At 59.8% G+C, this 23207-nt stretch carries 13 protein-coding genes; 9 read left to right on the top strand and 4 right to left on the bottom strand.

Annotated features, from left to right (window positions below; all coding sequences use genetic code 11):
* Window positions 1-106: 106 nt before the first annotated feature.
* Window positions 107-1699 (bottom strand): flotillin lipid rafts scaffold protein FloT, encoded by a 1593-nt coding sequence (gene floT / locus AC6I6H_RS20820; RefSeq protein ID WP_497956290.1) that lies wholly within the window; start codon window positions 1697-1699, stop codon window positions 107-109.
* A gap of 6 nt (window positions 1700-1705) precedes the next feature.
* Complete coding sequence (locus tag AC6I6H_RS20815) at window positions 1706-2239, bottom strand: NfeD family membrane protein (protein ID WP_497956289.1); 534 nt, start codon at window positions 2237-2239, stop codon at window positions 1706-1708.
* Window positions 2240-2651: 412 nt separating this feature from the next.
* On the opposite strand from AC6I6H_RS20815, the gene AC6I6H_RS20810 reads away from it, so the two are divergent.
* Together AC6I6H_RS20810 and AC6I6H_RS20805 are read left to right on the top strand one after the other, a co-directional pair.
* Window positions 2652-3821, top strand: a complete 1170-nt coding sequence (locus AC6I6H_RS20810) for a cysteine desulfurase family protein (RefSeq protein WP_497956288.1) — start codon at window positions 2652-2654, stop codon at window positions 3819-3821.
* 60 nt (window positions 3822-3881) lie between these two features.
* On the top strand, window positions 3882-4706 hold the full coding sequence (locus AC6I6H_RS20805) for a helix-turn-helix transcriptional regulator (RefSeq protein WP_497956287.1): 825 nt from the start codon (window positions 3882-3884) through the stop codon (window positions 4704-4706).
* Here AC6I6H_RS20805 and AC6I6H_RS20800 read toward each other — a convergent pair.
* Entirely contained in the window at window positions 4700-5368 is a 669-nt protein-coding gene (locus AC6I6H_RS20800; protein WP_497956286.1) for a GGDEF domain-containing protein, read from the bottom strand. The genes AC6I6H_RS20805 and AC6I6H_RS20800 overlap by 7 nt on opposite strands.
* Window positions 5369-5518: 150 nt before the next feature.
* Window positions 5519-6367 carry a helix-turn-helix domain-containing protein gene (locus tag AC6I6H_RS20795; RefSeq protein ID WP_497956285.1) on the bottom strand — a complete coding sequence of 283 codons (849 nt, stop codon included), beginning with the start codon at window positions 6365-6367 and terminating at the stop codon, window positions 5519-5521.
* A 125-nt stretch (window positions 6368-6492) separates the two neighbouring features.
* Here AC6I6H_RS20795 and AC6I6H_RS20790 point away from each other — a divergent pair, with 125 nt between their 5' ends.
* The 7 genes from AC6I6H_RS20790 (at window position 6493) to AC6I6H_RS20760 (ending at window position 22552) form a co-directional block, all read left to right on the top strand.
* Complete coding sequence (locus tag AC6I6H_RS20790) at window positions 6493-9537, top strand: glycoside hydrolase family 2 TIM barrel-domain containing protein (RefSeq protein ID WP_497956284.1); 3045 nt, start codon at window positions 6493-6495, stop codon at window positions 9535-9537.
* 1744 nt (window positions 9538-11281) lie between these two features.
* Entirely contained in the window at window positions 11282-12199 is a 918-nt protein-coding gene (locus tag AC6I6H_RS20785) for an ABC transporter permease (protein ID WP_497956291.1), read from the top strand.
* Between the two features lie 12 nt (window positions 12200-12211).
* Window positions 12212-13099 carry a carbohydrate ABC transporter permease gene (locus AC6I6H_RS20780; RefSeq protein WP_497956282.1) on the top strand — a complete coding sequence of 296 codons (888 nt, stop codon included), beginning with the start codon at window positions 12212-12214 and terminating at the stop codon, window positions 13097-13099.
* A 460-nt stretch (window positions 13100-13559) separates the two neighbouring features.
* Window positions 13560-15122 (top strand): ABC transporter substrate-binding protein, encoded by a 1563-nt coding sequence (locus tag AC6I6H_RS20775; RefSeq protein WP_497956280.1) that lies wholly within the window; start codon window positions 13560-13562, stop codon window positions 15120-15122.
* A gap of 194 nt (window positions 15123-15316) precedes the next feature.
* Window positions 15317-17125, top strand: coding sequence for a sensor histidine kinase (locus AC6I6H_RS20770; protein WP_497956278.1), 1809 nt, complete (start codon window positions 15317-15319; stop codon window positions 17123-17125).
* Complete coding sequence (locus AC6I6H_RS20765) at window positions 17118-18710, top strand: response regulator transcription factor (RefSeq protein ID WP_497956276.1); 1593 nt, start codon at window positions 17118-17120, stop codon at window positions 18708-18710. The genes AC6I6H_RS20770 and AC6I6H_RS20765 overlap by 8 nt, the downstream gene beginning before the upstream one ends.
* Complete coding sequence (locus tag AC6I6H_RS20760; protein WP_497956273.1) at window positions 18707-22552, top strand: fibronectin type III domain-containing protein; 3846 nt, start codon at window positions 18707-18709, stop codon at window positions 22550-22552. The genes AC6I6H_RS20765 and AC6I6H_RS20760 overlap by 4 nt, the downstream gene beginning before the upstream one ends.
* Window positions 22553-23207: the final 655 nt, after the last annotated feature.

The raw sequence follows: 23207 nt of genomic DNA, 5'->3' as shown, positions 1-23207 counted from the left end.
ACCCATGCCCTGGCGGGCACCACAGACTATGAAGTTGCGTTATTTACAGGGTAGAAAAAAGATGAAGCGAAATGCATAGGCATCTGCTTCATCTTGTAAACCGATATTACTCGATCTCCGGCGTTTGGGGCTTCGCCGTCGGAGCGGCCGCACTCGGCGCTGCCGGGGACCCGGTCAAAGCGGAGCCGGGTGCCGGCGGAATCGCCGCCGAACCGGCTTTCCGGCCCGTCAGGCCGCGGATCAGGCCGTTCAGGTCGATCCCGGATACGTCCTTCAGCATCTCGGGGGCGGTCGCCATCAGCTCGGTCACGTAATTGCTGACGCGCGCCGCGCCTTCGCCCTTGCCGGTGTCGACGACCGTCAGCTTGTCGATCGAAGAGATCGGCTGGGCGATCTTGCCCGCCAGTTCCGGCAGCATCTTCACAATGATGTCCAGCACGGCCGCTTCGCCGAACTTCTGGAACGCTTCGGCCAGCTTCTCCTTGGCTTCCGCCTCGGCGAGGCCGCGCAGGCGGATGACCTCCGCCTCGGCCGTACCTTTAGCCCGCTCGGCGTCGGCGATCGCCTGGCCTTCCAGGCGCTTCTGCTCCGCGTTCGCTTTGGCCTGCCGCTCGATGCTGTAGGAAAGGGCGTCCGCTTCGCGCATTTTGCGGGCCTTATCGGCTTCCGCCGCCTGTTCGACCGAGTAGCGGTCGGCGTCGGCTTTCTTCTTGACCTCCGCGTCGTATTGCTTTTCGCGGACCTGAATTTCCTTTTGCTGCAGGTCGATTTCCCGCTCCTTGCGGACGAGCTCGACCTTCATTTGTTCCTCGACGGCGATCTGCTTGGCTTTCGCTTCCTGAATGAAGTACGCCTGGTCGGCCTCCGCCTTCGCGGTATCCTGCTCCTTCTTAAAGGCCGCGACCTTCAGCTCCCGCTCCTTCTCGGCTTCGGCGATGTTAGTGTCGCGCAGCAGCTCGGCCTTTTGGCCTTCCTCGGTCGCCTTTGCCTTCTGAATCCGGGAGTCCCGCACGGCTTCCGCCTCGGCGATTTCCGCGTCCCGCTTGACGGCGGCGATCCGGGGTTTCCCGAGCGCGTCCAGGTAGCCCTGCTTGTCGCGGACGTCCTTGATGGTGAAGGAGACGATTTGCAGCCCCATCTTCTTCAGGTCCTTGGCGGCAACGCCCTGAACCTCCTGCGCGAAACGGTCGCGGTTGCGGTAAACCTCTTCGACGGTCATCGAGCCGAGAATCGCCCGCAGATGGCCTTCCAGCACTTCCTGCGCTTCGCCCTTCAGCGCCTCGATCGGCTTGCCCATGAACTGCTCGGCGGCGGTGGCCACGTCTTCGACGGACCCGCCGATCTTTATGATGGCAACCCCGTCGGCGATGACGGGAACGCCTTGCTCGGTGTAGACCTCCGGTGTGGAAACATCCAGCTTGTGGGAGAGCAAGGATAAGTATTCGGCCTGCTGAAAAATCGGCCAGATAAAAGCGCCTCCGCCTCGGACAATCTTGATTTTGCGTCCGGTATTGGTGCCTTCCGCCGCGTCGGTGGTAACGTTCTTGCTGCCGAGGAAGGAGCCCGTGACGATCATCGCTTCATCCGGACCGACCGTTTTGTACCGGGCCATGAAGGCCAGGCCCAGCAGGACGATGACGGCGACGACAATGATCGGAATCACGAGAAACCCGTATTCCCCATTCAAAAAGTCATTCATCGATCTTTAGTCCCCTTTGCTTGTATTTTCAAACCGGGCCACGTAAACGGCGCCATCCTTCACTTCCACGATGACGACGCGGTCGCCCGCTTGAATGTCGAGCCTTTCGAAGCTGCCTGCGATCTGGTTGGTGTTGGCCGCGCCCGTGCGGACCAGCACCTCTCCGTAGCCGTTTGCCGGAATCGGCACAATCACCTCGGCCACTTTGCCTGTCAGCCCGCTCATCGAGTATCCGGTGGAGTTCTCGCTGTTTTGCATCGGCTTGACATAAAACAGATGCACCATCATGCCGCCCGCCAAACCGGCCAGAGCGGCAATCGCCAATACCGCGATCCAGCCCAGCTCCGTGTAAACCTCCAGCATGATTCCGGTGCCGCCCAGAATCGTGACGACCGATGCCACGACCGTGGGGTTCAGGTAATCCGCCGAAAGAAAGTCAAGCGCTCCGTCCAGCGCAGTGCTGAGAATATCGCCCAAAAGAACCGAAATAACCGCAAATAGGGCGCCAAAGACCAAACATCCGATATAAAAATGAAGCATGCTCAGTGTACCTCCCTGTAGCGCGGATTTTTTCGTTCTTTGTGAAGCGTTTCTCTTTCCTTTCATACGGAACAATCGTCCGAATGTTTCAACTTATCGGAAACGGCCGTCCGGCCGGGAAGGAAGCCCCTCCATTTTCCATGATAAAGAACGCAAACCGGAAAGACAACGGAGAGTTCGAAAAACGGGAGCAGCCGGCATGCGAATTTTGTCGGCGGGAGGCGGGGCCGACGGCCGTTTTCGACAGGAGGGGCGGACTATTTACGCGGCGGGAAAGGAAGTTTATAATTTCAATTAACGTTATTTTACATAATTATGGCATTGCTCCTCGATTTCAAATATAACCCTGTCGTTTTACGCAGCAGCTTTTGGTCCGACCATAAAAGAAAACGTTTTCTTTGGAGGATGGCCTATGAAAAGGTTGTATTTTGATTATTGCGCTTCCGCTCCGCTTTGTCCCGAAGCCGCTCAAATGTTGGCGGAAGCCACGGTTTCCCTCTATGCCAACCCTTCCTCTCCCCATGAGCCGGGAGACCGCGCTTCCCTGGCGGTGGAGGAGGCCCGCGCGGATGTGGCCGCTTTGCTCCGGGTGAGGGGAGAGGAGGTCGTCTTCACCTCGGGCGCCACGGAGAGCAACAACCTGGCCTTATTCGGGGCGGTGAAGGCGCTCCGCCGGGAGAATGACCGGCCGCTGCATGTCATTGCCTCCGCAATCGAGCATTCGTCCGTCTACAGCGTCTGCCGGCAGCTTGAGCGGGAAAACGTGGAGGTTTCCTTCGTCCCGGTGGATGCCCGCGGGGTCGTAGATCCGGCGGATGTCGAGGAGCGGCTTCGCCCAAACACGGCCCTGGTCAGCATCATGCACGTGAATAACGAAACGGGCGCCGTGCAGCCCATCGAGGAAATCGGCCGGATGCTGCGGTCCCGTCAGGACGTGGTGTTCCATGTAGACGGGGTGCAGGGCTTCGGCAAGGTGCCGCTTGATCTCGAAAATATCGGCCTTTACACGCTCTCCGGTCATAAAATCGGAGGGCCGAAGGGGACGGGCCTGCTGATCGTCAAGCAAGGCGTTGCCTTGGAGCCGCTTTTTTACGGCGGCGGCCAGGAGGCCGGCATCCGGCCGGGGACGACAAATGTGCCCGGCGTGCTCGCCCTGGCGGCGGCCGTCCGGCAGTCGGCCGAAGGAGCCCGGCGCCGGTCCGGGCAGCTTCGCGCCATGCAGGACTTGCTGCTGCGGGAAGTGAAGTCGCACCCTGAGCTGGTGCTCAACACGCCGGAGGCTCCGTATGGGGCGCCGCACATCCTTAATTTTTCGTACCCGGGCAAAACGTCCGCGCTTTTGCTCAGCATTTTGGCCCGGTACGGAATCGCGGCTTCGTCCCAGTCCGCTTGCTCGTCCAAAGGCGGAGCGGCCAGCCGGGTGCTGATGGAAATCACGAAGGACGAAGCAGTGGCTTCCGGTAGCGTCCGGATCAGCCTGCACGAATCGGTGCGCCCGGAAGAGACGGAAGCGCTCGCCGAAGCAATCCGGAGCATGACCCGGCAGCTTGCCTCAGGGCGGTTGTTTGCGCATTTGGGCTAACGGTTCCCCGGGCGGAACGGGGCAGCCCCTCATCACAGACGGAAAGCGGGTATGCAGGACATGGATCAGCTATTCTTTCCCTCTCTTGCGGAAACGGACGCCCGGCTGCCGGTCTATTTGACCAGCGCCGGGCATTGGGATCACCAGGTGGCGGTGGAGCGCCCGGGCGGATACCCGCATTACCAGTGGCTTCAAACGCTATCCGGGGAAGGAGAACTGAAGGTAGGCCGCGAGAAGCGGCGGGTCAAGGCGGGCGAAGGCGTGTTTTTGCTGCCGGGGGTGCCGCACGCGTATGAAGCGGCCGTCTCGCCGTGGGAGGTGGCGTGGTTTTCCTTTGACGGCCAGCAGGCCGGAGCGCTGGCCGATCTGGCCGGCCTGCGGCGGTCGGACGGGGTTCCCGCCGTCGAGGCGGACGACGCGGCCGAAGCGATCGGGAGTATCCTGGAAACCGCAGCCGCGGGAACGCCGGACAGCGCGGCGGAATGCTCCAAGCAAATTTACGCATTCCTTCTGGACCGGTACAAGCATGCGGCCGAGCCGCCGCCCCTTCGGCAGGAAAAAAAGCGGCTCCAGCCCGTGATCGATTTTATCGGGCGGGAGTACCGCCGGACGATTGCCTTGGACGAGCTGGCGGCGATCATCGGCGTAACCCCGCAGTACCTCTGCCTGCTTTTTAAGAAAACGACTCATCTCCGGCCCATGGAATATGTCAATCTGGAGCGCATCAACCGGAGCAAGGAGTTATTATTCCGCGACAGCGGCCTGAAGCTGCAGGAGGTAGCCCGGAGTGTGGGGTTCGAAAATCACAGCTATTTCAGCGCCCTGTTCAAACGTACGGTGGGCTTGACGCCAAAAGAGTTTCGGGCGATGCACGGCCTTCAATGACTGTCTTCCGGGAACTGCCGCACCAGCCGGCGCTCCCCGGGAGGCTGTTTTTTTTTGGCGACTTTGTCGATGTACATGTTGCAATCCGCGAGCTTGACGAGCCCGTGCAGATGGCTGTGGTCGTCGGGATAGACGGCGGTTCCGGCCGAAATGGTGACAGCAAAGCCGGTCTCGGTCTGTACGGCTTCGGTAAACGCCTCCCGAAAACGCGCCAGGTAATCGTCCAGAGAGGAATCGGCGGGAAACGTGCCGACCACCAGGAACTCGTCTCCTCCCCAGCGGGCCACCACATCGCATTTGCGGGTGATGCGCGGAAGGATTTTGCCGATCCGGCTGAGAACCTCGTCCCCGGTTTCATGGTCGTATTCATCGTTGATGTCTTTGAAGTTGTCGCAGTCGAATACCAGAACGAACAGTTTCCCGCCCGTGCGGCGGGCGTTCAGCGCCATTTTCCGGAAGATGGTATCGATGTAGCGGCGGTTGTAGAGGTCGGTGAGCGGGTCCTTTTCCGAATAGAAGGCGGTTCTGTCATATTTGCTTCCGGCCCAGTAGGCAAGCCCTAGAAAAAGAGGGTACCCGAGAAGGGCGTACGGGTCGACCTGCCCGGTTCGGAGGATGTCGTAGAGGAGGGACAGGCTATAGAAAAACAACGCGATTCCCAATGCGATTATTCTGCCGCGGTATCCGATGTCTATCACACCTTTATAGGTCCAAATACCTGTCTTTGTCCCGATTATAGCATGGAAACGGTTTATTGGTATACACCTCAGGCCAGAAATGGAATGGTTTGGCATCGTTTTGCGGCGCTTCGGTCAGCTTTGGGAACGGTTTTTTTCGCCGGAGGGCGTCCGGCCGTATGCTCGCCGGTAAAGCCGGGTGAAGTAGACCGGCTCCAGGCCGACATGCGCGGCCGCCTGCCGGATGGTCATATCAGGTCTTTCCGCCAGCAGCCGGCGGGCGGTCTCCAGGCGGATCCGTTGTAAATATTGCAGCGGCGTGACCCCGAGCGCCCCGGCAAAAAGCCGGGTGAGCTGCTTCTGCGAATAGCCGAAGCGGGCGGCGAGCCCGCCGATGCTGATGGGCCGCTCCAGGTGGTCGTGCATAAAGCGGACCGCGCCGTCCACGACCGGGTTGCCGAACAGTGTTTTCCCCAGGGCCGTTTCCCGCGCGCCCGCCGATTCCCCCTCCCGCATGAGAACCTCCAGCAGCAGTGAGAACAGCGCTTCGGTCGCCTGCCGGGACTCGCCCGTTTCCGCGAGCTCGGTCCAGATCCGCTCCACCAGACGGTGCAGGACGTCCGGCTCGGGATGAGGCCGGATAAACGGCTCCTTCCCGAAGCCCCAGGCGGCCAGGGCGCCGGCCGGCCGTTCGACGAAGGTAGCGTAGCCGACATGCCAAGGGGCCTCTCCGGTCGGGGCGTATTCATGCGGCAGTCCGGCAGGGATGTACAGCAGGCTTCCCTGGCGGATCATGTCCCATTTGTCCTGCCCGAGCAGGCGAAACCGGCCTTCGCCGGAGAAGGTGGCGAAAAGCTGATTTGCGGAAAATCCGGTCAGACGGGTGAGGGGCTGCTGCCATTCAGTGCCTACGGTATAAACGGAAAACGGCATGTGTTCTTCCGGCAGCTCGGCCAGATTGGTGCGCATTTCGAGCAGCTTCATTGCAGCGTGTCTCCTTAACATGTCCTTTTTGTGCGGGATATTGTCCGTTTTGGTTCCTATCCTCCGATCTTATCCCCCGGCTATAATGGGGTCAAGTCCATATCAACCGAGGAGGAACCAACCCGATGATCATGCCCGAGAAATATTGGGAAAACCCGGCCAAGCTTCAGGAAAACCGCGAAGCGCCGAGGGCTTATTACATTCCTTACGCAGATGCGGCGGCAGCGGCAAGCGGCAAGCGCGGCCAATCGCCGTTTTTCCTGACCCTGAACGGCGGCTGGCAGTTCCGTTACGAGCCGGATGTAAACTGGGTGACGGAGCATTTTTATGAGGAGAGCTATGACGCTTCCGGCTGGGACCGCCTGATCGTCCCGTCCTGCTGGCAGACAAACGGTTACGACCAGCTTCAATACACCAATCTGGATTATCCGATTCCGTGCGACCCGCCGTATGTGCCGGACGAGAATCCGGCCGGTCTGTACCGGCGGGACTTTATGCTGCCCGAAGACTGGTCGGAAAAGGACAAATACCTGGTGTTTGAAGGCGTCAACGCCTGTTTTTATCTCTGGATCAACGGCCGCTATGCGGGCTACAGCCAGGGAAGCCGGGTGCCGGCCGAGTTCCTTGCCACGCCTTATTTGCGGCCCGGCCGCAACACCGTGGCCGTGCTTGTGCTGAAATGGTGTGACGGCACGTATTTGGAGGACCAGGACGCCTGGCGGTATTCGGGCATATACCGCGACGTGTATTTGCTCGCCCGCGATTCGGCGCATGTGCGCGATGTGTTCAACCGGCAGGAGCTCGCGGACGATTTGAGCTCGGCGGTACTGCTGCCCGAGATTGAAACGACCGGGGCGCTTGAAGTAAGCGCCGTGCTGTTCGACGCAAAAGGCGGAGAAGCGGCCCGGGCGTCTGCGCGAATCGAGGGCAAAGGAACGCTTCGGCTGGAGGTTCCGGGCGTTCAGCTGTGGAATGCAGAAACGCCCTACTTGTACCAGCTGGTTCTTAACGCCGGGGAAGAGACGCTGCGGTTTCCGGTGGGCTTCCGCCGGGTGGAAATCCGGGACAGCGTGTTCCGGATCAACGGCCGGCCGGTGAAGCTGAAGGGCGTCAACCGCCACGATTCCCATCCGAAGCTCGGACAGACGATCCCGCTCAACCATATGATCCGGGATCTCAAGCTGATGAAGCAGCATAACGTGAACACCATCCGCACGTCCCACTATCCGAACGACCCGCGCTTTTTGGCGCTGTGCGCCGAATACGGGTTCTACGTAGTGGACGAAGCGGACCTGGAGTGCCACGGCGTCGGAAGCGCCGTCAACTGGACGGAAGGGGCTTTTAACACCCTGAGCATCGACTCCGCCTGGCGGGAGGCTTTTGTGGACCGGGCGGTCCGCATGGTCGAACGGGACAAAAACCAGCCGGCGGTTCTCATCTGGTCGATGGGCAACGAGTCCGGTTACGGAGAGAATCACATCGCCATGGCCGAGTGGACGAAGGAACGCGACCCGTCCCGGCCGGTTCACTACGAAGGTGCGGCAATGGGCTACAAGCCCGCGGCGGACACCTCTTGCCTCGACATGGAGAGCCGGATGTACGACTCGGTTGCCGGCGTCGAAAGCTACGCGAAGGATGAAACCCTTACGAAGCCGCTCTTCCTGTGCGAATACAGCCATGCGATGGGCAACGGGCCGGGCGATCTGAAGGATTACTGGGATGTCATTTACCGCTATCCGAAGCTGATGGGCGGCTGCGTCTGGGAGTGGGTGGATCACGGCATTGCCAGCGTCGCGGAAAACGGCGAACCGTATTTCGCGTACGGCGGCGACTTCGGCGACAAGCCGAACGACGGCAACTTCTGCATCGACGGGCTCGTTTCTCCCGACCGCAAGCCGCACACGGGTCTGCTGGAGCTGAAGCAGGTGATCGCGCCCGTTTGGATCGAGCAGGCGGAGGACCGCGGAGAGCCGGCGCTTCGGATCGGCAACCGGTATGACTTCACCGATTTGTCGCATCTGTCCCTCGACTGGAAATGGGAGCGGGATGGAGAACTGCTGGCCTCCGGGCGTGTCGAAGCGTTGTCGGCCGAACCCGGCGGCAGCCAGCTCGTGCCGCTTCCCCCGCGCGACGCCTCCTGGCCCGGCGGGGAAGTGCTGAGCCTGTCGTGTCGCCTGAACCGTCCGGTTCTCTGGGCGGAAGCGGGCCATGAAGTGGCGTTCGCCCAAATCGTTCCGGACGCCCCGGCCGAACCGGCGGCTGTTTCGCTCCTTCCCGCCGCCGTTCTGCGCCCGCTGCCGGCGCTTACGACCGAAGAGCAGGGCGGAGAGCTTGTCATCGAAGGCTTTGACTTCCGCCATGTCTTCGATCTGCGGCGCGGTATGCCTGCGGAGCTGTCGCGCTCCGGGGTTCCGTTTCTTTCGGAGCCGGCGCGGTTCCAGATTTGGCGTGCGCCGCTCGATAACGACATGTACGCGCGCAAGGACTGGGAAACCGAAGGCTACCAGCGCGCCCAGATGAAAGTGTACCGGTGCGCCTGGTCCGCGGAAGACGGACGGACGGTGCGGATCGTTACGGAGTTTTCGCTCGGCGGCTACAGCAAAAAGCCGATCCTGGGCGGGACGGCCGAGTGGACCGTGGACCAGACGGGAGCGGTCGGGCTGTCCGTGGAGGTGAAGGTGCGGGAAACCGCCCCGTTCCTGCCGCGCTTCGGCCTGCGTCTGGCCATGCCGGAAGGAAACGAGGAAGTGGAGTATTACGGCTACGGCCCGCATGAAAGCTACGTCGACAAAAAGCAAAGCGTCCGGCTCGGCCGCTACCTGTCGACGGTCGACGAAATGTTCGAAAATTACATCATGCCGCAGGAAAACGGCTCGCGGTACGGAACCCGCTGGGCGGTCGTTTCGAGCGAGCTGGGCATGGGGCTGAAATTTGCGGCGGACGGCGATTTTTCGTTCAACGCCTCTCATTTCACGCCCGAGGATCTGACAGCCGCCATGCACACGTATGAATTGCGGAAACGCAAGGAAACCATCGTGCACCTGGATTACAAAATGAGCGGCGTCGGGTCCGGCTCTTGCGGCCCCCAACTGCTGGAGCCGTATCGCTTCCAGGAAAAAGCGTTCGCCTTCCGCCTGGCCATCCGGCCGGTCTTCAAGGAAGACGAGTAAGCCGAAGCGGCGGGCGAGCCGGCGCGCCCCGGCAAAGGAATGGGGCTTCCTGGGTGAACCGTCCCCGTTCAAGGAACCGAATCAAGTAAACCGGACATGTGTCAGGTAAACCGAACCGGTTCATCTGAACCGAACCTGTTTATGCAAACCGTACCAAGTGTACTAATCAAGTGAACCGTTCTGTTCAAGTGGACCGTATCTGTCGAGTGAACCGTATGTGTTAAAGGAGACGTATCTGTTCGAGTGAGCAGTATCTGTTCAAGTGGACCGTATCTGTCGAGTGAACCGTATGTGTTCAAGGTGAGCAGTATCTGTTCGAGTGAACCGTACCAAATAAACTGAATTAAAAGTAACCGTACCAAAAGTAACAGACGGTCAAACGGCCTTTGTCCCGGATTGCACGGGGCGGAGGCTGTTTGGCTTTGCTTCCAATCGCACCGGGTTGGGGGCGGATGAAGCCAACGATACTTGAATCGGTCTTTGTAGGAGAAACAGATGATCATAATTGAAGAGGCAGAGGATCATCGAAGGAACGGATAAGCGTCCAGCTCTTTCTATCGCGAATGTTTCTTAAAAGCGCGGCATTCTGCGGGCGCCAAGGTTGTGGAGTTCCGCGTAATGATGACGCATGGACTAACTCTCGCCAAGCCCGCCATATTCGTTCGCTAACGGATTGAGCTTACCGTTAAGCCCGCCATGTTTGTTCGCTAACGGGTGCCACAGAGCTTACGCCAAGCCCGCATGATTCGTTCGCGAAACGGACCACAGAGCTTACCGTTAAGCCCGCCATGTTTGTTCGCTAACGGGTGCCACAGAGCTTACCGTTAAGCCCGCCATGTTTGTTCGCTAACGGGTGCCACAGAGCTTACCGCCAAGCGCGTCATGTTTGTTCGCTAACGGATGCCACAGGGCTTATTCGCGCCAAAACGGCCTTGTTTTTTCTTTAACGGTTGCCACAGCGCCTATTTCGGAATAAACGGGCGGAAACAAGCAAAAAAACGAAAATAAGCGCTGTGGCAACCATTACAAATGAAACTCCCTCTTTTTGAGGCAAATAAGCGCTGTGGCAACCGTTACAAGTCGCCATCCCTCTTTTTGAGGTGAATAGCTGCCGTGGCAACCGTTAGCGCCCTCCATTCAGTAGGGCTCCACAGATTGGGGGTGGGTCGTTCTTGAAATGGGTCAAAGAGGAGCGAGACGGGTCTGCACACTCATCAACGTGTTAAAAATAGCAGGCGCCGATAAGCGCCCCTTCGCTTGCCTTACATGATTCCTGCAAAAATGCAGCATTTTCATGAGCCGAATGGCCTTTTTTACGATAATGCTGCGATTATGCAGGATATTTTGCGGTTTCGGCCGGAATGGCGCCATAAGGCGAATCGATTGATGCATAAACGCAGGAATGCTCGTTCCGTCCTTCTCTTGGAAAAGGAAATAATGCATATTTGCAGCTTTCATTCCTCTTGACCGGCTTTGGCCGCGCCCTGCATTAGGTGAGAGAAAGAGTCGGACGTTTCAGCGCTGGTGCCGCTGCCACCCTTTTTGAGGGCTCCCGCCTTTCGCTCCGGTCAGCATCCATAATTTCGTCAGTGCACGTCTATAATCACACCCACGACGCGTTTTCCGATCCTTTTTATAATGGGGACACAGAGTGAGGAGTGAGATTATGGCCAAGGTGTTGGACCAGAGAGAAGCAAAAGGGACGGCAGCGGGAAAACACCGCCGTTCATCGGTCTGGAGAGGCATGCTCTATGAATTCTCCAAGAACCGGATGCTGTATGCGATGCTGATTCCGGGCATTGTGCTGCTGCTGCTGTTCAGCTATTTGCCGATGTTCGGGGTGATCATCGCGTTTAAGGATTTCCGCTATGCCCCGACCTTTTTTCAGAGCTTGGCGGAGAGCCCCTGGATCGGGCTGGACAACTTCAAGTTCTTTACCAGCACGCCCGACGCGTGGAGAATCACCCGCAATACGCTCGGCTACAACTTCGTGTTTATTGTGCTGGGGCTGATCGTTCCGATTTCCATTTCCCTGATGCTGTACGAGCTGCGGCAAAAGCGGACGGCGAAGGTGTACCAGAGCATTATTTTTCTGCCTAACTTCATCTCGTGGGTGGTGGCGGGGTACATTGTATATGCTTTTCTGCATCCTTCCTACGGCTTCGTAAACAAAATCATTGAGATGTTCGGCTACGACGCCATTTCTTTTTACCAGGAAGCGAAGTACTGGCCGTTCATCCTGGTATTCATGAGCATCTGGAAGCACACCGGCTATTCCGTCGTCATCTACCTGGCGGCCTTGTCGGGCATCGACCAATCCTATTACGAGGCGGCGATGATCGACGGCGCAAGCAAATGGCAGCAGATTCGCAGCATCACCCTGCCGCTGCTCGCTCCGATGATTTCGATCCTGACGATCATGGCGGTGGGCCGGATTTTCAGCGCGGACTTCGGTTTGTTCTTCAACGTTCCGCTGGATCAAGGCGTGCTTCGCTCCACCACGGAGGTCATCGACACCTATGTCTACCATTCCCTTATGGGCACGGGCGACATCGGGCTCAGCTCCGCGGCCGGTCTGTACCAATCCATCGTCGGCTTTGTTCTCGTCCTCGGGGCCAATCTGTTCGCCCGGAAAATCGACGAAGACTACAAGCTTTTCTAGGAGGAACCCGCCATGGGCATGCATATTTCAAAATGGTCGAACGCCTTACTCCATGCGCTGCTCCTGCTGGTGGTGCTGGCCTGCATTCTGCCGGTCATCCTCATCATCACGGTTTCCTTTACCGACGAAGCCGCGCTGAAAGCGGGCGGGTACCAGTTCTGGATCAAGGAGTTCAGCTTGTCGTCCTATGACTTTATTTTTCAGGTGGGGGAAGGCATCTTTCAGGCCTACGGCGTCACCATCCTGACCACTGTCGTCGGGACGGCGTTAAGTCTTCTGGTCATTGCGTTGTTCGCTTACCCGCTGTCCCGCCGGGATTTGAAGTACCGCAACAAATTTATGTTTTTCCTGTTCTTCACTACGCTTTTTAACGGCGGCCTTGTGTCCTGGTACCTGATCTGCACGCAGCTGCTGCATCTGAACAACTCCGTCTGGGGCCTGATTTTGCCCTATGTGATGAACGGGTTTTATGTGATCGTGCTGCGGACCTTTTTCGCGCAGACCATTCCGCCGGAGCTGGTGGAATCGGCCAAGATCGACGGAGCGGGGGAGTGGAAAACCTTTTTCCGCATTGTGCTTCCGCTTTCCCTGCCGGGGCTTGCGACCATCGCGATTTTTTCCTCGGTCGCCTACTGGAACGACTATTACCTGCCGCTTATGCTGATTACGGAGCCGGATTTGTACAACCTCCAATACCTGATCTACCGCGTTATGAACAACATCCAGTTCCTGTCGGAGAACTCCGACAAGCTGACGATGGCGCAGATCAGCTTCCAGGCGCCGAAGGAAAGCGCGCGGATGGCCCTCGCGGTCGTGACCATCGGCCCGATCGTCGCCGTCTACCCCTGGCTGCAAAAATACTTCATCCAGGGCCTGACCATCGGCGCGGTAAAAGGGTAAGCGGCCCGCGAGCGGACAGCGAAAAGAAGCGGGGGACGGCTCCGGTGCGGCATGTAAGCTGCGCTAACGGATGAGCCGCGGGCAAGCGTGTTTGTTGGCCGCTCGGAGCGAAGCACAGCCGCGGCAAGCCGGCCGCCGGAACTTGCAGGAAGTCGGGCGCAGAAAGCCCGGCTGCCCCGCCCTCCGTGAAAAGAGCACGGAGGGGAAGGAACGGTTGTGCAGAAGCGTCAGCGTTCGCCTTTGTTTTCGGGAAGCTTCCACAGCCTTGTCCAACCCGGGCTTCCCGAAAACAACAGCGATCGAAAGAACCGTTCCGTTCTCCCGGAGGGCTCGGTTCACGGAGCGTCTTGTAATTCGTGCAATGGCCATACCTGGCGGCACCCGCATTTCATCTAACAGGCTTTTACCGGCTATGGCCGGATTAGCATACATCATCTTGCACTCATAGGGGGAAGCCGAATTGAAAAAACGGTTTGCAAACCAAACATCCGTCCTGCTGGCCACGGCGCTCAGCCTGACTCTGCTTGCCGGCTGCGGCGGCGGCTCGGAAACGCAGAAAGCGGGCGAAGCGAACAGTCCCGCCGGAACGACTTCGACAAATACGGGCAAGACCGACGCGTCCCAACTGAAGCCGTATGAAATCAAATGGATCATGGTCGGCTCCGGTCAGCCGCGCGATACCGACCGCATCGAAAAACTTGCAAACGATTACTTGAAGGACAAAATCAACGCCACGATCGACCTGATGGTGCTGGACTACGGCAGCTGGGACGCCAAAACCAACGCCATGTTTTCCACGCGGGAAAAATTCGACCTGATCTTCTCGCCGTCCTGGTGGGATCACGCCGGCAAGTCCCGCAAAGGCCTGTACTGGGAAATCACGGATGAAGCGCTTGACAAAAACGCGCCGCAAACGAAAGCGCTGTTCAAGCCGGAATTTTGGGACGCATCCAAAGTGGACGACAAAATCTTCGCGATTCCGGGCAACAAAGACCGCGCCCATGCCCGCGGCGTCGTTTACCGGAAAGACATCGCCGACAAGCTTGGCCTCGACATGAGCACCGTCAAAAGCTGGTCCGACATGCTGCCGATTCTGAAAAAGGTCCAGGATTCCGGCTTGATCGACCCGATCGGCAAACAGCCGCCGATGTACGCAGGCAGCTTCAGCCTCGACCAGGAACCGTATGAAATGCTGAATTCGGAAATTTTGCTGGCGATGCCCAAGGACCCGAACAACGACAAGGTCGTCTCCCTGTTCAACGAGCCGTATTTTGACGAATATACGAGCATGATGTGGGAAATCAAGCAAATGGGCGGCGTCAAGAACGACGCGCTGACCTCCTCGGAGGATCAGATCACCTCGGGCACCACGTTCTCCACCGAGTTCCAGCTGAAGCCCGGCAAAGCGGATGAACTGACCCAGGCCATGCAGCAAAACGGCCAAGTCCCGCCGGAAGCGAAATACGACCAGATTTACCTGACCAAATCGTATGTCGGCAACGACGACGTGCTGGGCTCCGCACTCGCCATTTCCAGCACCTCGGAGGACCCGGAGCGCGTGCTGATGTTCCTGGAGCTGTTCTACACCGACAAATACCTGAACAACCTGTTTGTCTTCGGCGAAGAGAACGTCGACTACAAGAAAATCGACGACACGTTCATCGAGCTGATTCCGAACTCGGGCTATTCGCAGGCCGACGTGGCCTGGGAATACGGCAACCAGTACCTGAACCATCTGGTTAAAGGAGAAAACAAGGACAAATGGAAGCTGTTCGACGAATTTAACGAAACGGCCATTCCGGACAAAACGCTCGGCTTCAAATTCAACGCCGATCCGGTCAAGCGCGAAGTCGCCGCGGTCAAAAACACCTACAAAAACTACGAAGGCTTCTATTGGGGCCAAATCGATCCGAAAGAAAAGCTGGCCGAGTTCCGCGAGAAGCTGAAGGCGGCGGGCAACGACAAGATCATTGCCGAAGCCCAGAAGCAATGGGACGAGTATAAGGCGAACGCCGGAAAGTAAGCGCACCGGCCGCAGAAACAAGGGAGACTTGTATCCGCAAGGATGCAAGCCTCCTTTGGGCGCGGGAAAAGGGGTTTTACGGCGCCGGCGTCATAAATCGTCAAAAGGCGGCAGGATCTGGCAGGATGCGCTAAAATGAAGGAGAATAATGGTAGTATCCGCTGCCTGCGAGAAAGACGCGAAGGAGTCCTCTTATGCGAACGCCCTTGCTCCGCCGCTTTTCCGAACGGATCGGGTCCATCAAAATGCGGCAGAAGCTGCTGCTGTCCTACATGCTCGTCTTTATGCTGCCGATGGCGGTCATCGGGTACTACCTGGTGCGGAGCGTAACGGACATTGCGCTCGACTATACGATGCAGATTCACCGCACCAACCTGCAGCAGACGAAAGACAACATCGAGGCGGTGATCGACAAGTACGATCTCATTGCCGATGAAATTCTGCTCGACAAAGGCCTGATCGACTTTTTGAACCGGGATTACGAAAACGGCCAGCTTTCCCTTTCCCAGCAGTTCCAGATGGCGCAGCTCAGGGACCAGTATTCGGCCAAGCTGGTCGTTTCCAGCCCCGAAGCGCGCTACCGCATCTACACCGACAACGGGGCGACCATTTCCAACACGCTGTTTTTTCTGACCCGCGACGAGGACCGGGATGCCGAGTGGTACCGGGATATCGTGGCGGCGCGGGGCTACAACGTTTTGGGGCTGTCCTACTTTAACCGGGACATGAACCGGCTGGAGTTTACGCTCGGCCGCATGCTGCTGTCGGATTCGGGAAGCGGTTACACCAATGTGCTGCGCATCGACGTGCCGGAAAGCAGCCTCTACGAGCTGATGCGGCAGGACGACGGCAACGAGGAGGTGTATCTGCTGGACGCCCGCAACCGGATCGTCTCGGCTTCGGCCAACCGCGATTACATCGGCAGGAGCGTCGGCGAGGTGCCGGGGCTGGGCGAACGGCTGGCGGAAACAACGGGGCAGGAGCGGGAAACCTTGACGGCGGACTTCGAGCAAAACCGGCTTTTGAAGGGCTGGCGGCTGATCGTTCTGGTATCCAACGAGGACATTCTCGCGGGCATCGGACGGGTCGTGGCGCGAAGCCTGCTTGTGTGCCTGATCAGTCTGGCCGCAGCGTTTGCTTTGATGCTGTTTTTCTCGCAGACGCTGACCAGACGGCTGAAGTTGCTGGTCAAAAGCATGGCGGGCATCCGGGACGGCCGGCTGGAGGTCACGGTAAACGATACGTCGGGCGACGAGATCGGCGAGTTGTCGCGCAGCTTCCGCAAAATGGTCGACCGCATCGACACGTTGATCCGGGAAGGATACGAGAAGGAAATCGGGATGAAGAACCTCGCCCTGCAAAAGCGGGACGCCGAGCTTCACGCCCTGCAGAGCCAAATCAATCCGCATTTTTTGTTCAATACGATGGACGCGATCCGGATGCACCTGATCAAAAAGGAAGACCGCGAAACGGCGGACATCATCGGCAATTTCGCGAAGCTGTTCCGGCGCAGCCTGGACTGGTCCAACAATCTGATTCCGCTTCGGCAGGAGGCGGAGTTTGTGGAATCGTACCTGAAAATTTTCCGGTTCCGCCGCAAGCTGGATTACCGCATGGACATCGACGCCCGGCTGCTGAACGTGCCGGTGCCGAAGTTCGCGCTCCAGCCGCTGGCCGAAAATGCGATCCAGCACGGCATCGAGCGGATGAAGGGCGCCGGCTATATCCGCATAGAAGGCCGGATTGAGAACGGAGAAGCGGTCCTCACGGTGACGGACAACGGCCCCGGTTTAACGCCGGAGGCGCTGGAGGCCGTCCGGGCCCGCCTCCTGGCGGACGAGGTGGGGGAAGAAGGACGCAGCATCGGCCTGGTCAACGTCAAGCGGCGCATCGAGACCGCGTTCGGTTCGGCGCACGGTCTGGCTATTGAAAGCGCCGCGGGAGAGGGGACGCGGGTTACGCTGCGGTTTCCTTACAGCGAGGGAGGCGAAACGGATGTATAACGTTTTGATCGTGGACGACGAGGAACTGATTACCGAGGGCATGCGGCTTCTGATCGATTGGGAGGCAAGCGGCTTCCGCGTCGCCGATACTGCGGGGGACGGTCAAACCGCGCTGGAAAAAATGAAGAGCGGCGCGTTCGACCTGCTGATCACGGACATCCGCATGCCGGAGATGGACGGGCTTCAGCTCATTGAAGAGCTCCGCAGCGCGGGCGACCAGTCGAAAATCATGATCCTGAGCGGGTATGGTGACTTTCAATACGCCAAAACCGCGATCCGCCACGGCGTCTCCCACTATCTCCTGAAGCCTGTCGAGCCCGGGGAGCTGACCGAATGCGTCGGCGAAATCCGGCGGGAGCTGGATGCCGAATCCACGCGGTTGTTTGAGGAACGCCAGACGCTCAACCTGGCGCGCGACAAGCTGCTGGCCGACTTTGCGGCCGGGGCGATGACCGCAACGGAGCTTGCGGCAAACGGGCACAAGTTCGGCATCGCCCTGCACGGCGACCGGGTGCGCATCGCGCTGGCGGAGCTGACCCATTTTCCCCGCATGGTGCGGGATAACTTGTACGACGCCATGCTGTACCGGTACGGGCTGCGCAATATTTTGGAGGAAACGGTGCAGAAGCCGGGCTGCGGCTATGTGTACGAGGATGCCGACGGCATGATCGGCGTGCTGCTTCACGACAGGGCCTGCACGGAGGAGGAAGCGGAAAGGCTGCTGGAAGCGGCGGCAGAGGCGGCGCGCCGCTGGTTGAGACAGGAGGCCGTCATTGGCCTCGGAGAGGAGGTGAGGCCCGGCCAGGCGAAGGAAAGCCGCCGGCAGGCGATGTTCGCCATCGAGCAGAGGGCGAAAGGGGCGGGGCCCGTTGCGGTATTCGGGCGGATTTCCGCGTCGGATCATCTGTGCGGCGGCCTGGAATGGGATGCGGACGAACTGATGCAGGCGGTGGAGGAAGGGGACCTGGACAAAGGCGACGGATGGATCGACGACTTCGTCCGGAAGACGGAGGACCGCCGGCAGTCTGCTCCCCTGGTGCAGGGAACCGTTGTTCATTTGCTGGCCAAAGCCGGCCGCTTGTTCCGCAAGCAGGGCGATGAAAACGCCGCACTGGCCGCTGAGCTGGAGCGGGACTTCCGGCTGCATCCCCCGGCGGACAGCCGGGAGCTGGAATATTGGCTGAAGGACGCTATGCGCCGCATCACGCGGCAAATTTCCGGATTGGCCCAAAAAAAAGAACCGCATGTGATTCATGCCATTCTCGATTTTATCGGAGAGCACTATGCGGAGGAACTCAGTCTGAAGCAGATCGCCGGCCTTTTTTATATGAATACGGCATATCTCGGCCAGCTTTTCAAACAAAAAACGGGGCAGAGCTTCAACGACTACCTGAACCGGCAGCGCCTCTCCTTTGTGAAAAAAGAATTGGCCGGGAACCGTTATGCCGGGATGGAGACGATTCACCAGGCCGGTTTTCGCAGCGTCGAGCATTTTTACCGGCAGTTCAAGCGTTATGAAGGAATCCCGTTCAGCGAATACAAGGAACGCATTCTAAGCCTTCACGAGGAGGAAACACATCCATGAAAGTGAACTCCCGCAACGCGCTCTTTTGCCTTCTGGCGGCTATTCTGATTTGGGGTCTTGTCCCGGCTGCGCCGGGTTACGCGGCGGCAGGCGAATCAGCCGCTTCCCAGCCGGTTTTGGAAGCGGATACAGCCTATGAGTGGAACACGGTGCCGATGGGCGGCGGCGGGTATGTGACGGGCATGATCGCCCATCCCGCGGTCAAAGACCTTTTTTACATCCGGACCGATGTCGGCGGCATGTACCGCTGGAACGAGGCGGACAGCTCTTGGGTGCCGCTGGTCAACCACATTCCCATGGCCGAAAAAAACCTGTACGGCATCGACAGCATCGCCATTGATCCGAGCGATCCGGACGTGGTGTACGCGGCCGCAGGGAAATATGATTACTGGACGCCAAGCGATATTCTGAAATCGACGGACCGCGGCGAAACCTGGGCCCGCACCGGGCTCAAGAACGGCACGGCCGACGTGAAGATGAACAGCAACGGCGACCAGCGGGACGGCGGCGAGCGGATCGCGGTCGATCCCAACAACAGCGACATCGTGTATTTTGCTTCCCGGCAGGACGGGCTGTGGAAAAGCACGACAGGCGCCTCCGCGGGCTCGTGGTCGCGCGTGGCGTCGATTCCGACAAGCGGCACCGCACCGACAGGTCTCCTCTTCGTCGTGTTCGATCCCGAGTCCGGCACGCCGGGCGAAGGCTCGTCCACGATTTATGTCGGCGCATGGGGAAGCGGGGTCTACAAAAGCACGGACGCCGGAGCCACCTGGTCGCTGACTGCGAACAGTCCGCTGAACCCGCTCCGCATGGCAGTGGCGGGCGACGGCAGCTTGTATCTGACGCACAACCAGGGCGTCGCCAAGTGGGCCCCGGGCGCTTCCGGCTGGACCGACATTACGCCGGGGCCGTCGGCGGGCAAACGGCATTCGGCTATCGTGGTCGATTCGTCCAACCCGTCGATTGTGATGACGGCCCAAAACAACTACGGCCACAACAACCCGATCTTCCGTTCGACCAACGGCGGCGCAACGTGGCAGGAAATCGCCTATTACAAGGACCAGACCGTTCCCTGGGCCCCCGACTGGCACTGGTCCTCGGCAACCTCGTCGATTGTCATCGACCCGTTCGACTCCGACCGCGTCTGGTACACGGATTGGTACAACGCCTGGCGGACGGACGATATCAACGCGAGCCCGGCGACATGGACGAGCTATCCGAAAGGGCATGAGGAGATTGTCACCGTAAGCAACCTGGCCAGTCCGCCAAGCGGCAATGTGAAGCTGTTCAGCGGGGTAGCCGACGTGGGCGGCTTCGACCATACGTCGCTGGTTGCTCCGCCCGAAAAAACGTATTACACCGGCGGCGGCTTGCAGTATCTGCTGACGACCGGGGTTGATTTTCAGGAAAGCAACCCGAACTTCGTCGTCCGCGTCGGCACGAACGGCTGGCAGGGCAACGGCGACGGGGGCTATTCCGCCGACCAAGGCAAAACATACACGAAATTCACCTCGAAGCCGTGGAGCACGGCGACCGGAGGACGGGTGGCCGTTTCCGCCGACAGCGAGCGGATCGTCTGGTATCCGCGCGGCTATGACGCCACGCCGTACGTCTCGACGAACCGCGGCGCAAGCTGGACCGCTTCGGCCGGAGCACCCGCGGGCGCTATCGGCGGCGGATCGAGCATTTTTAAATACAACCAGCCGCTTGCCTCCGACCGTGTGAACGGGAACAAGTTTTACCTCTACACCGGCGGCAAGTTGTATCGCAGCGTCAACGGCGGTCTGAACTGGTCCGTGGCGAATTCCGCGCTGCCGAACAACAATGACCTCGCCAACCTGTACACCGCGCCGGGCATGGAAGGCGAGGTTTGGGTAAGCCTGGACCAGCAGGGCTTGTACCGCTCCAGCGACTCCGGCTCGACGTTCGCCAAGCTGGCGGACGTGGACCGCGCGTTCCTGTTCGCTTTCGGCAAACACGCCCCCGGCCGCACCAACCCGGCTGTTTTCGTCTATGGAACGGTGGACGGACAGGACGGCATTTTCCGCTCCGACGACATGGGGCAAACCTGGGTCAACATCACCGATCCCGATTTCCAGCCGGGCAACGACCCGAACATTATGGGCGGCGACCGGCAGGTGTTCGGCCGCGTCTACGTCGGCACGAACGGCTCGGGCATTTTGTACGGGCAGCCGGCCGGCGCGCTTGCCGGAGCCGATACCGAGGCTCCTTCCGCTCCCTCCAACCTCCATGTCACCTATACGGACGATAAGGAGATCGAGCTGAGCTGGTCCGCTTCGTCGGACAATACCGGCGTAGAATCGTACAAGATTTACCGGAATCAGTCGCTTCTGGCCGGTTCGGTGCCGGGTACCGCCTCCTCCTTTAAGGTTACGGGCCTCACGCCGGACACGGAGTATACGTTTGTCGTCAAAGCCCGCGACCCGGAAGGCAACTTCTCCGCAGGCAGCAACCGGATCACGGTCCGTACGGGCAAATATCCGAACCAGCTGATCAAGAATTCGGGCTTTGAGTCGGATCTGGCAAACTGGAGCGTTGCCGCCGGGGCGGCGACGGTCGGAACCCCGGCCCACACCGGCGGAAAGGCGCTGCAGCTGAACGCCGGGAAAACAGCGCAGCAGAACGCCAGCGGCTTCCAGGCCGACAAGGCTTATACGCTGTCAGCCTGGGGCAAGGCGGGGGAAGCCGGACAAAAGCTGAGCATTCAGGCTTGGGGCTCCGGAGTCAACAGCTCGATCACGTTCACCTCGACCGAATGGGAGTACAAGGAGGTCAAATTCCTGACGCCTCCGGACATGAGCTGGCTGCAGATCAAGCTGAACCATACGGGTACCTCGGGCGCATTTTCGGTGGACGACATTGAGCTTCGGCTGTCGGCGACCGAGACGGAAGCGCCTACGGCCCCTGCCAACCTACGTACGACGCAAGTAACCGGCTCCGTGGTCGGTTTGGCGTGGGACGCGTCGACGGATAACGAAGCCGTGGAAGGCTACGAAATATACCGCGACGGCGTCCGGATCGGCTCTGCCAGCGGAACGTCCTATGCGGCGGCCGATTTGGTTGCGAATACGCCGTATGTGTTTACTGTGAGAGCAAAGGACACGTCCTGGAATCTCTCGGAAGCCAGCCAGCCGCTGCAGGCCGTGACGCTTCCCGTCGGGCTGAACCTGCTCAAGAACGGCGGCTTCGAGTCGGGACTTGCGAGCTGGAGCCTCGGCACCGGCGCGGAGGCGGTGGCGGATAACGTCTACTCCGGCGGTTACGCCCTCCGCTTTGGACCGGGGGTAGTCGGTCAACAGGGGCTTACCACCCTGCAGCCGAACACGACCTACACGCTGAGCGCCTGGGGGCGGACGGCGGGCGCGGGCGGCAGCGCTTTGCTGTACCTGCAAGGCATTAACGCGCCTTCGCTGACCTTCAGCGGCACCGCCTACGAGTACAAATCCGCCACGTTTACGACGCCCGCATCGGTCAGTTGGGTGGGCGTGAAGATGTCGAATACGGGCACGGCCGATACTTACCTGGACGAGGTGCAGCTGACCTTGGCGGACAGCGTTCCGCCGGCCGCACCAACGGGGCTGAACGCCCAGCCGGAGGGTGCGGACGCCGTTCAGCTGACGTGGACCGCGTCCTCCGACGCGGTTGGCGTGACGCGGTACGTTGTTTACCTGAACGGTGAAGCCATCGGCACGACCGCGTCCCTCTCCTTCCGCGCGGAAGGGCTGGCGCCGGGCGCGGCGGCGGTCTTTACCGTCGCCGCCCAGGATGCCGCGGGCAACGAATCGGCGCCCAGCGCACCGGCCGCGGTGACGCTGCCGTAAAGCCGGTGCCGCGTGCGGGCGCCGCGCGCTGCGCAAAGCCGCCGGCCGGCGGCTAACGGGCGCGGCGGCGCAGCGTCCGGCGCTGATGCGAGGCGAGAGCCGCGCGCTGCGCAAAGCCGCCGGCCGGCGGCTAACGGGCGCGGCGGCGCAGCGTCCGGCGCTGATGCGAGGCGAGAGCCGCGCGCTGCGCAAAGCTGCCGGCCGGCGGCTACGGGCGCGGCGGCGCAGCGTCCGGCGCTGATGCGAGGCGAGAGCCGAGCGCTGCGCAAAGCCGCCGCCGCACAGGCAGCAAGCAATAAGCCCCCGATCCCCGCTTGGCGCGGAGATCGGGGGCTTTGCTTTGCTGGAGGGGGCGCCATGTTAGGGGCTGAACACTGGACGGAGCCGCTTGCCGCGCGGCTAGCCGAGATTTGACGGTTTCCTGAGGGCAGCCCGGTATCTAACGGATGCCAGAGAGCTTATTTTACCAATTACGAAGGTTTTGAAATTCTAACGGTTGCCACAGAGCTTATTTGCCGGTGATAGAGGCTTTTTTGGTCATTTTGGAGCCAATAAGCTCGCTCACAACCGTTAGAAATCGAAACCGGGGTTTTTTGGCCAAATAAGCTTCGTGGCAACCGTTAGCCACCCATGCCCTGGCGGGCACCACAGAAAA

The organism is Gorillibacterium sp. sgz306347 (assembly GCF_059735245.1).
Note: the sequence above shows the minus strand (reverse complement) of the source record. Positions and strands in the feature narration are given on the sequence as shown.

Coding starts and splice junctions, on each gene's coding strand:
- AC6I6H_RS20760 (WP_497956273.1), top strand. CDS start 18,707: ATGAAAGTGAACTCCCGCAACGCGCTCTTTTGCCTTCTGGCGGCTATT.
- AC6I6H_RS20795 (WP_497956285.1), bottom strand. CDS start 6,367: ATGAAGCTGCTCGAAATGCGCACCAATCTGGCCGAGCTGCCGGAAGAA.
- AC6I6H_RS20810 (WP_497956288.1), top strand. CDS start 2,652: ATGAAAAGGTTGTATTTTGATTATTGCGCTTCCGCTCCGCTTTGTCCC.
- AC6I6H_RS20790 (WP_497956284.1), top strand. CDS start 6,493: ATGATCATGCCCGAGAAATATTGGGAAAACCCGGCCAAGCTTCAGGAA.
- AC6I6H_RS20765 (WP_497956276.1), top strand. CDS start 17,118: ATGTATAACGTTTTGATCGTGGACGACGAGGAACTGATTACCGAGGGC.
- AC6I6H_RS20815 (WP_497956289.1), bottom strand. CDS start 2,239: ATGCTTCATTTTTATATCGGATGTTTGGTCTTTGGCGCCCTATTTGCG.
- floT (WP_497956290.1), bottom strand. CDS start 1,699: ATGAATGACTTTTTGAATGGGGAATACGGGTTTCTCGTGATTCCGATC.
- AC6I6H_RS20780 (WP_497956282.1), top strand. CDS start 12,212: ATGGGCATGCATATTTCAAAATGGTCGAACGCCTTACTCCATGCGCTG.
- AC6I6H_RS20805 (WP_497956287.1), top strand. CDS start 3,882: ATGGATCAGCTATTCTTTCCCTCTCTTGCGGAAACGGACGCCCGGCTG.
- AC6I6H_RS20785 (WP_497956291.1), top strand. CDS start 11,282: ATGCTCTATGAATTCTCCAAGAACCGGATGCTGTATGCGATGCTGATT.
- AC6I6H_RS20770 (WP_497956278.1), top strand. CDS start 15,317: ATGCGAACGCCCTTGCTCCGCCGCTTTTCCGAACGGATCGGGTCCATC.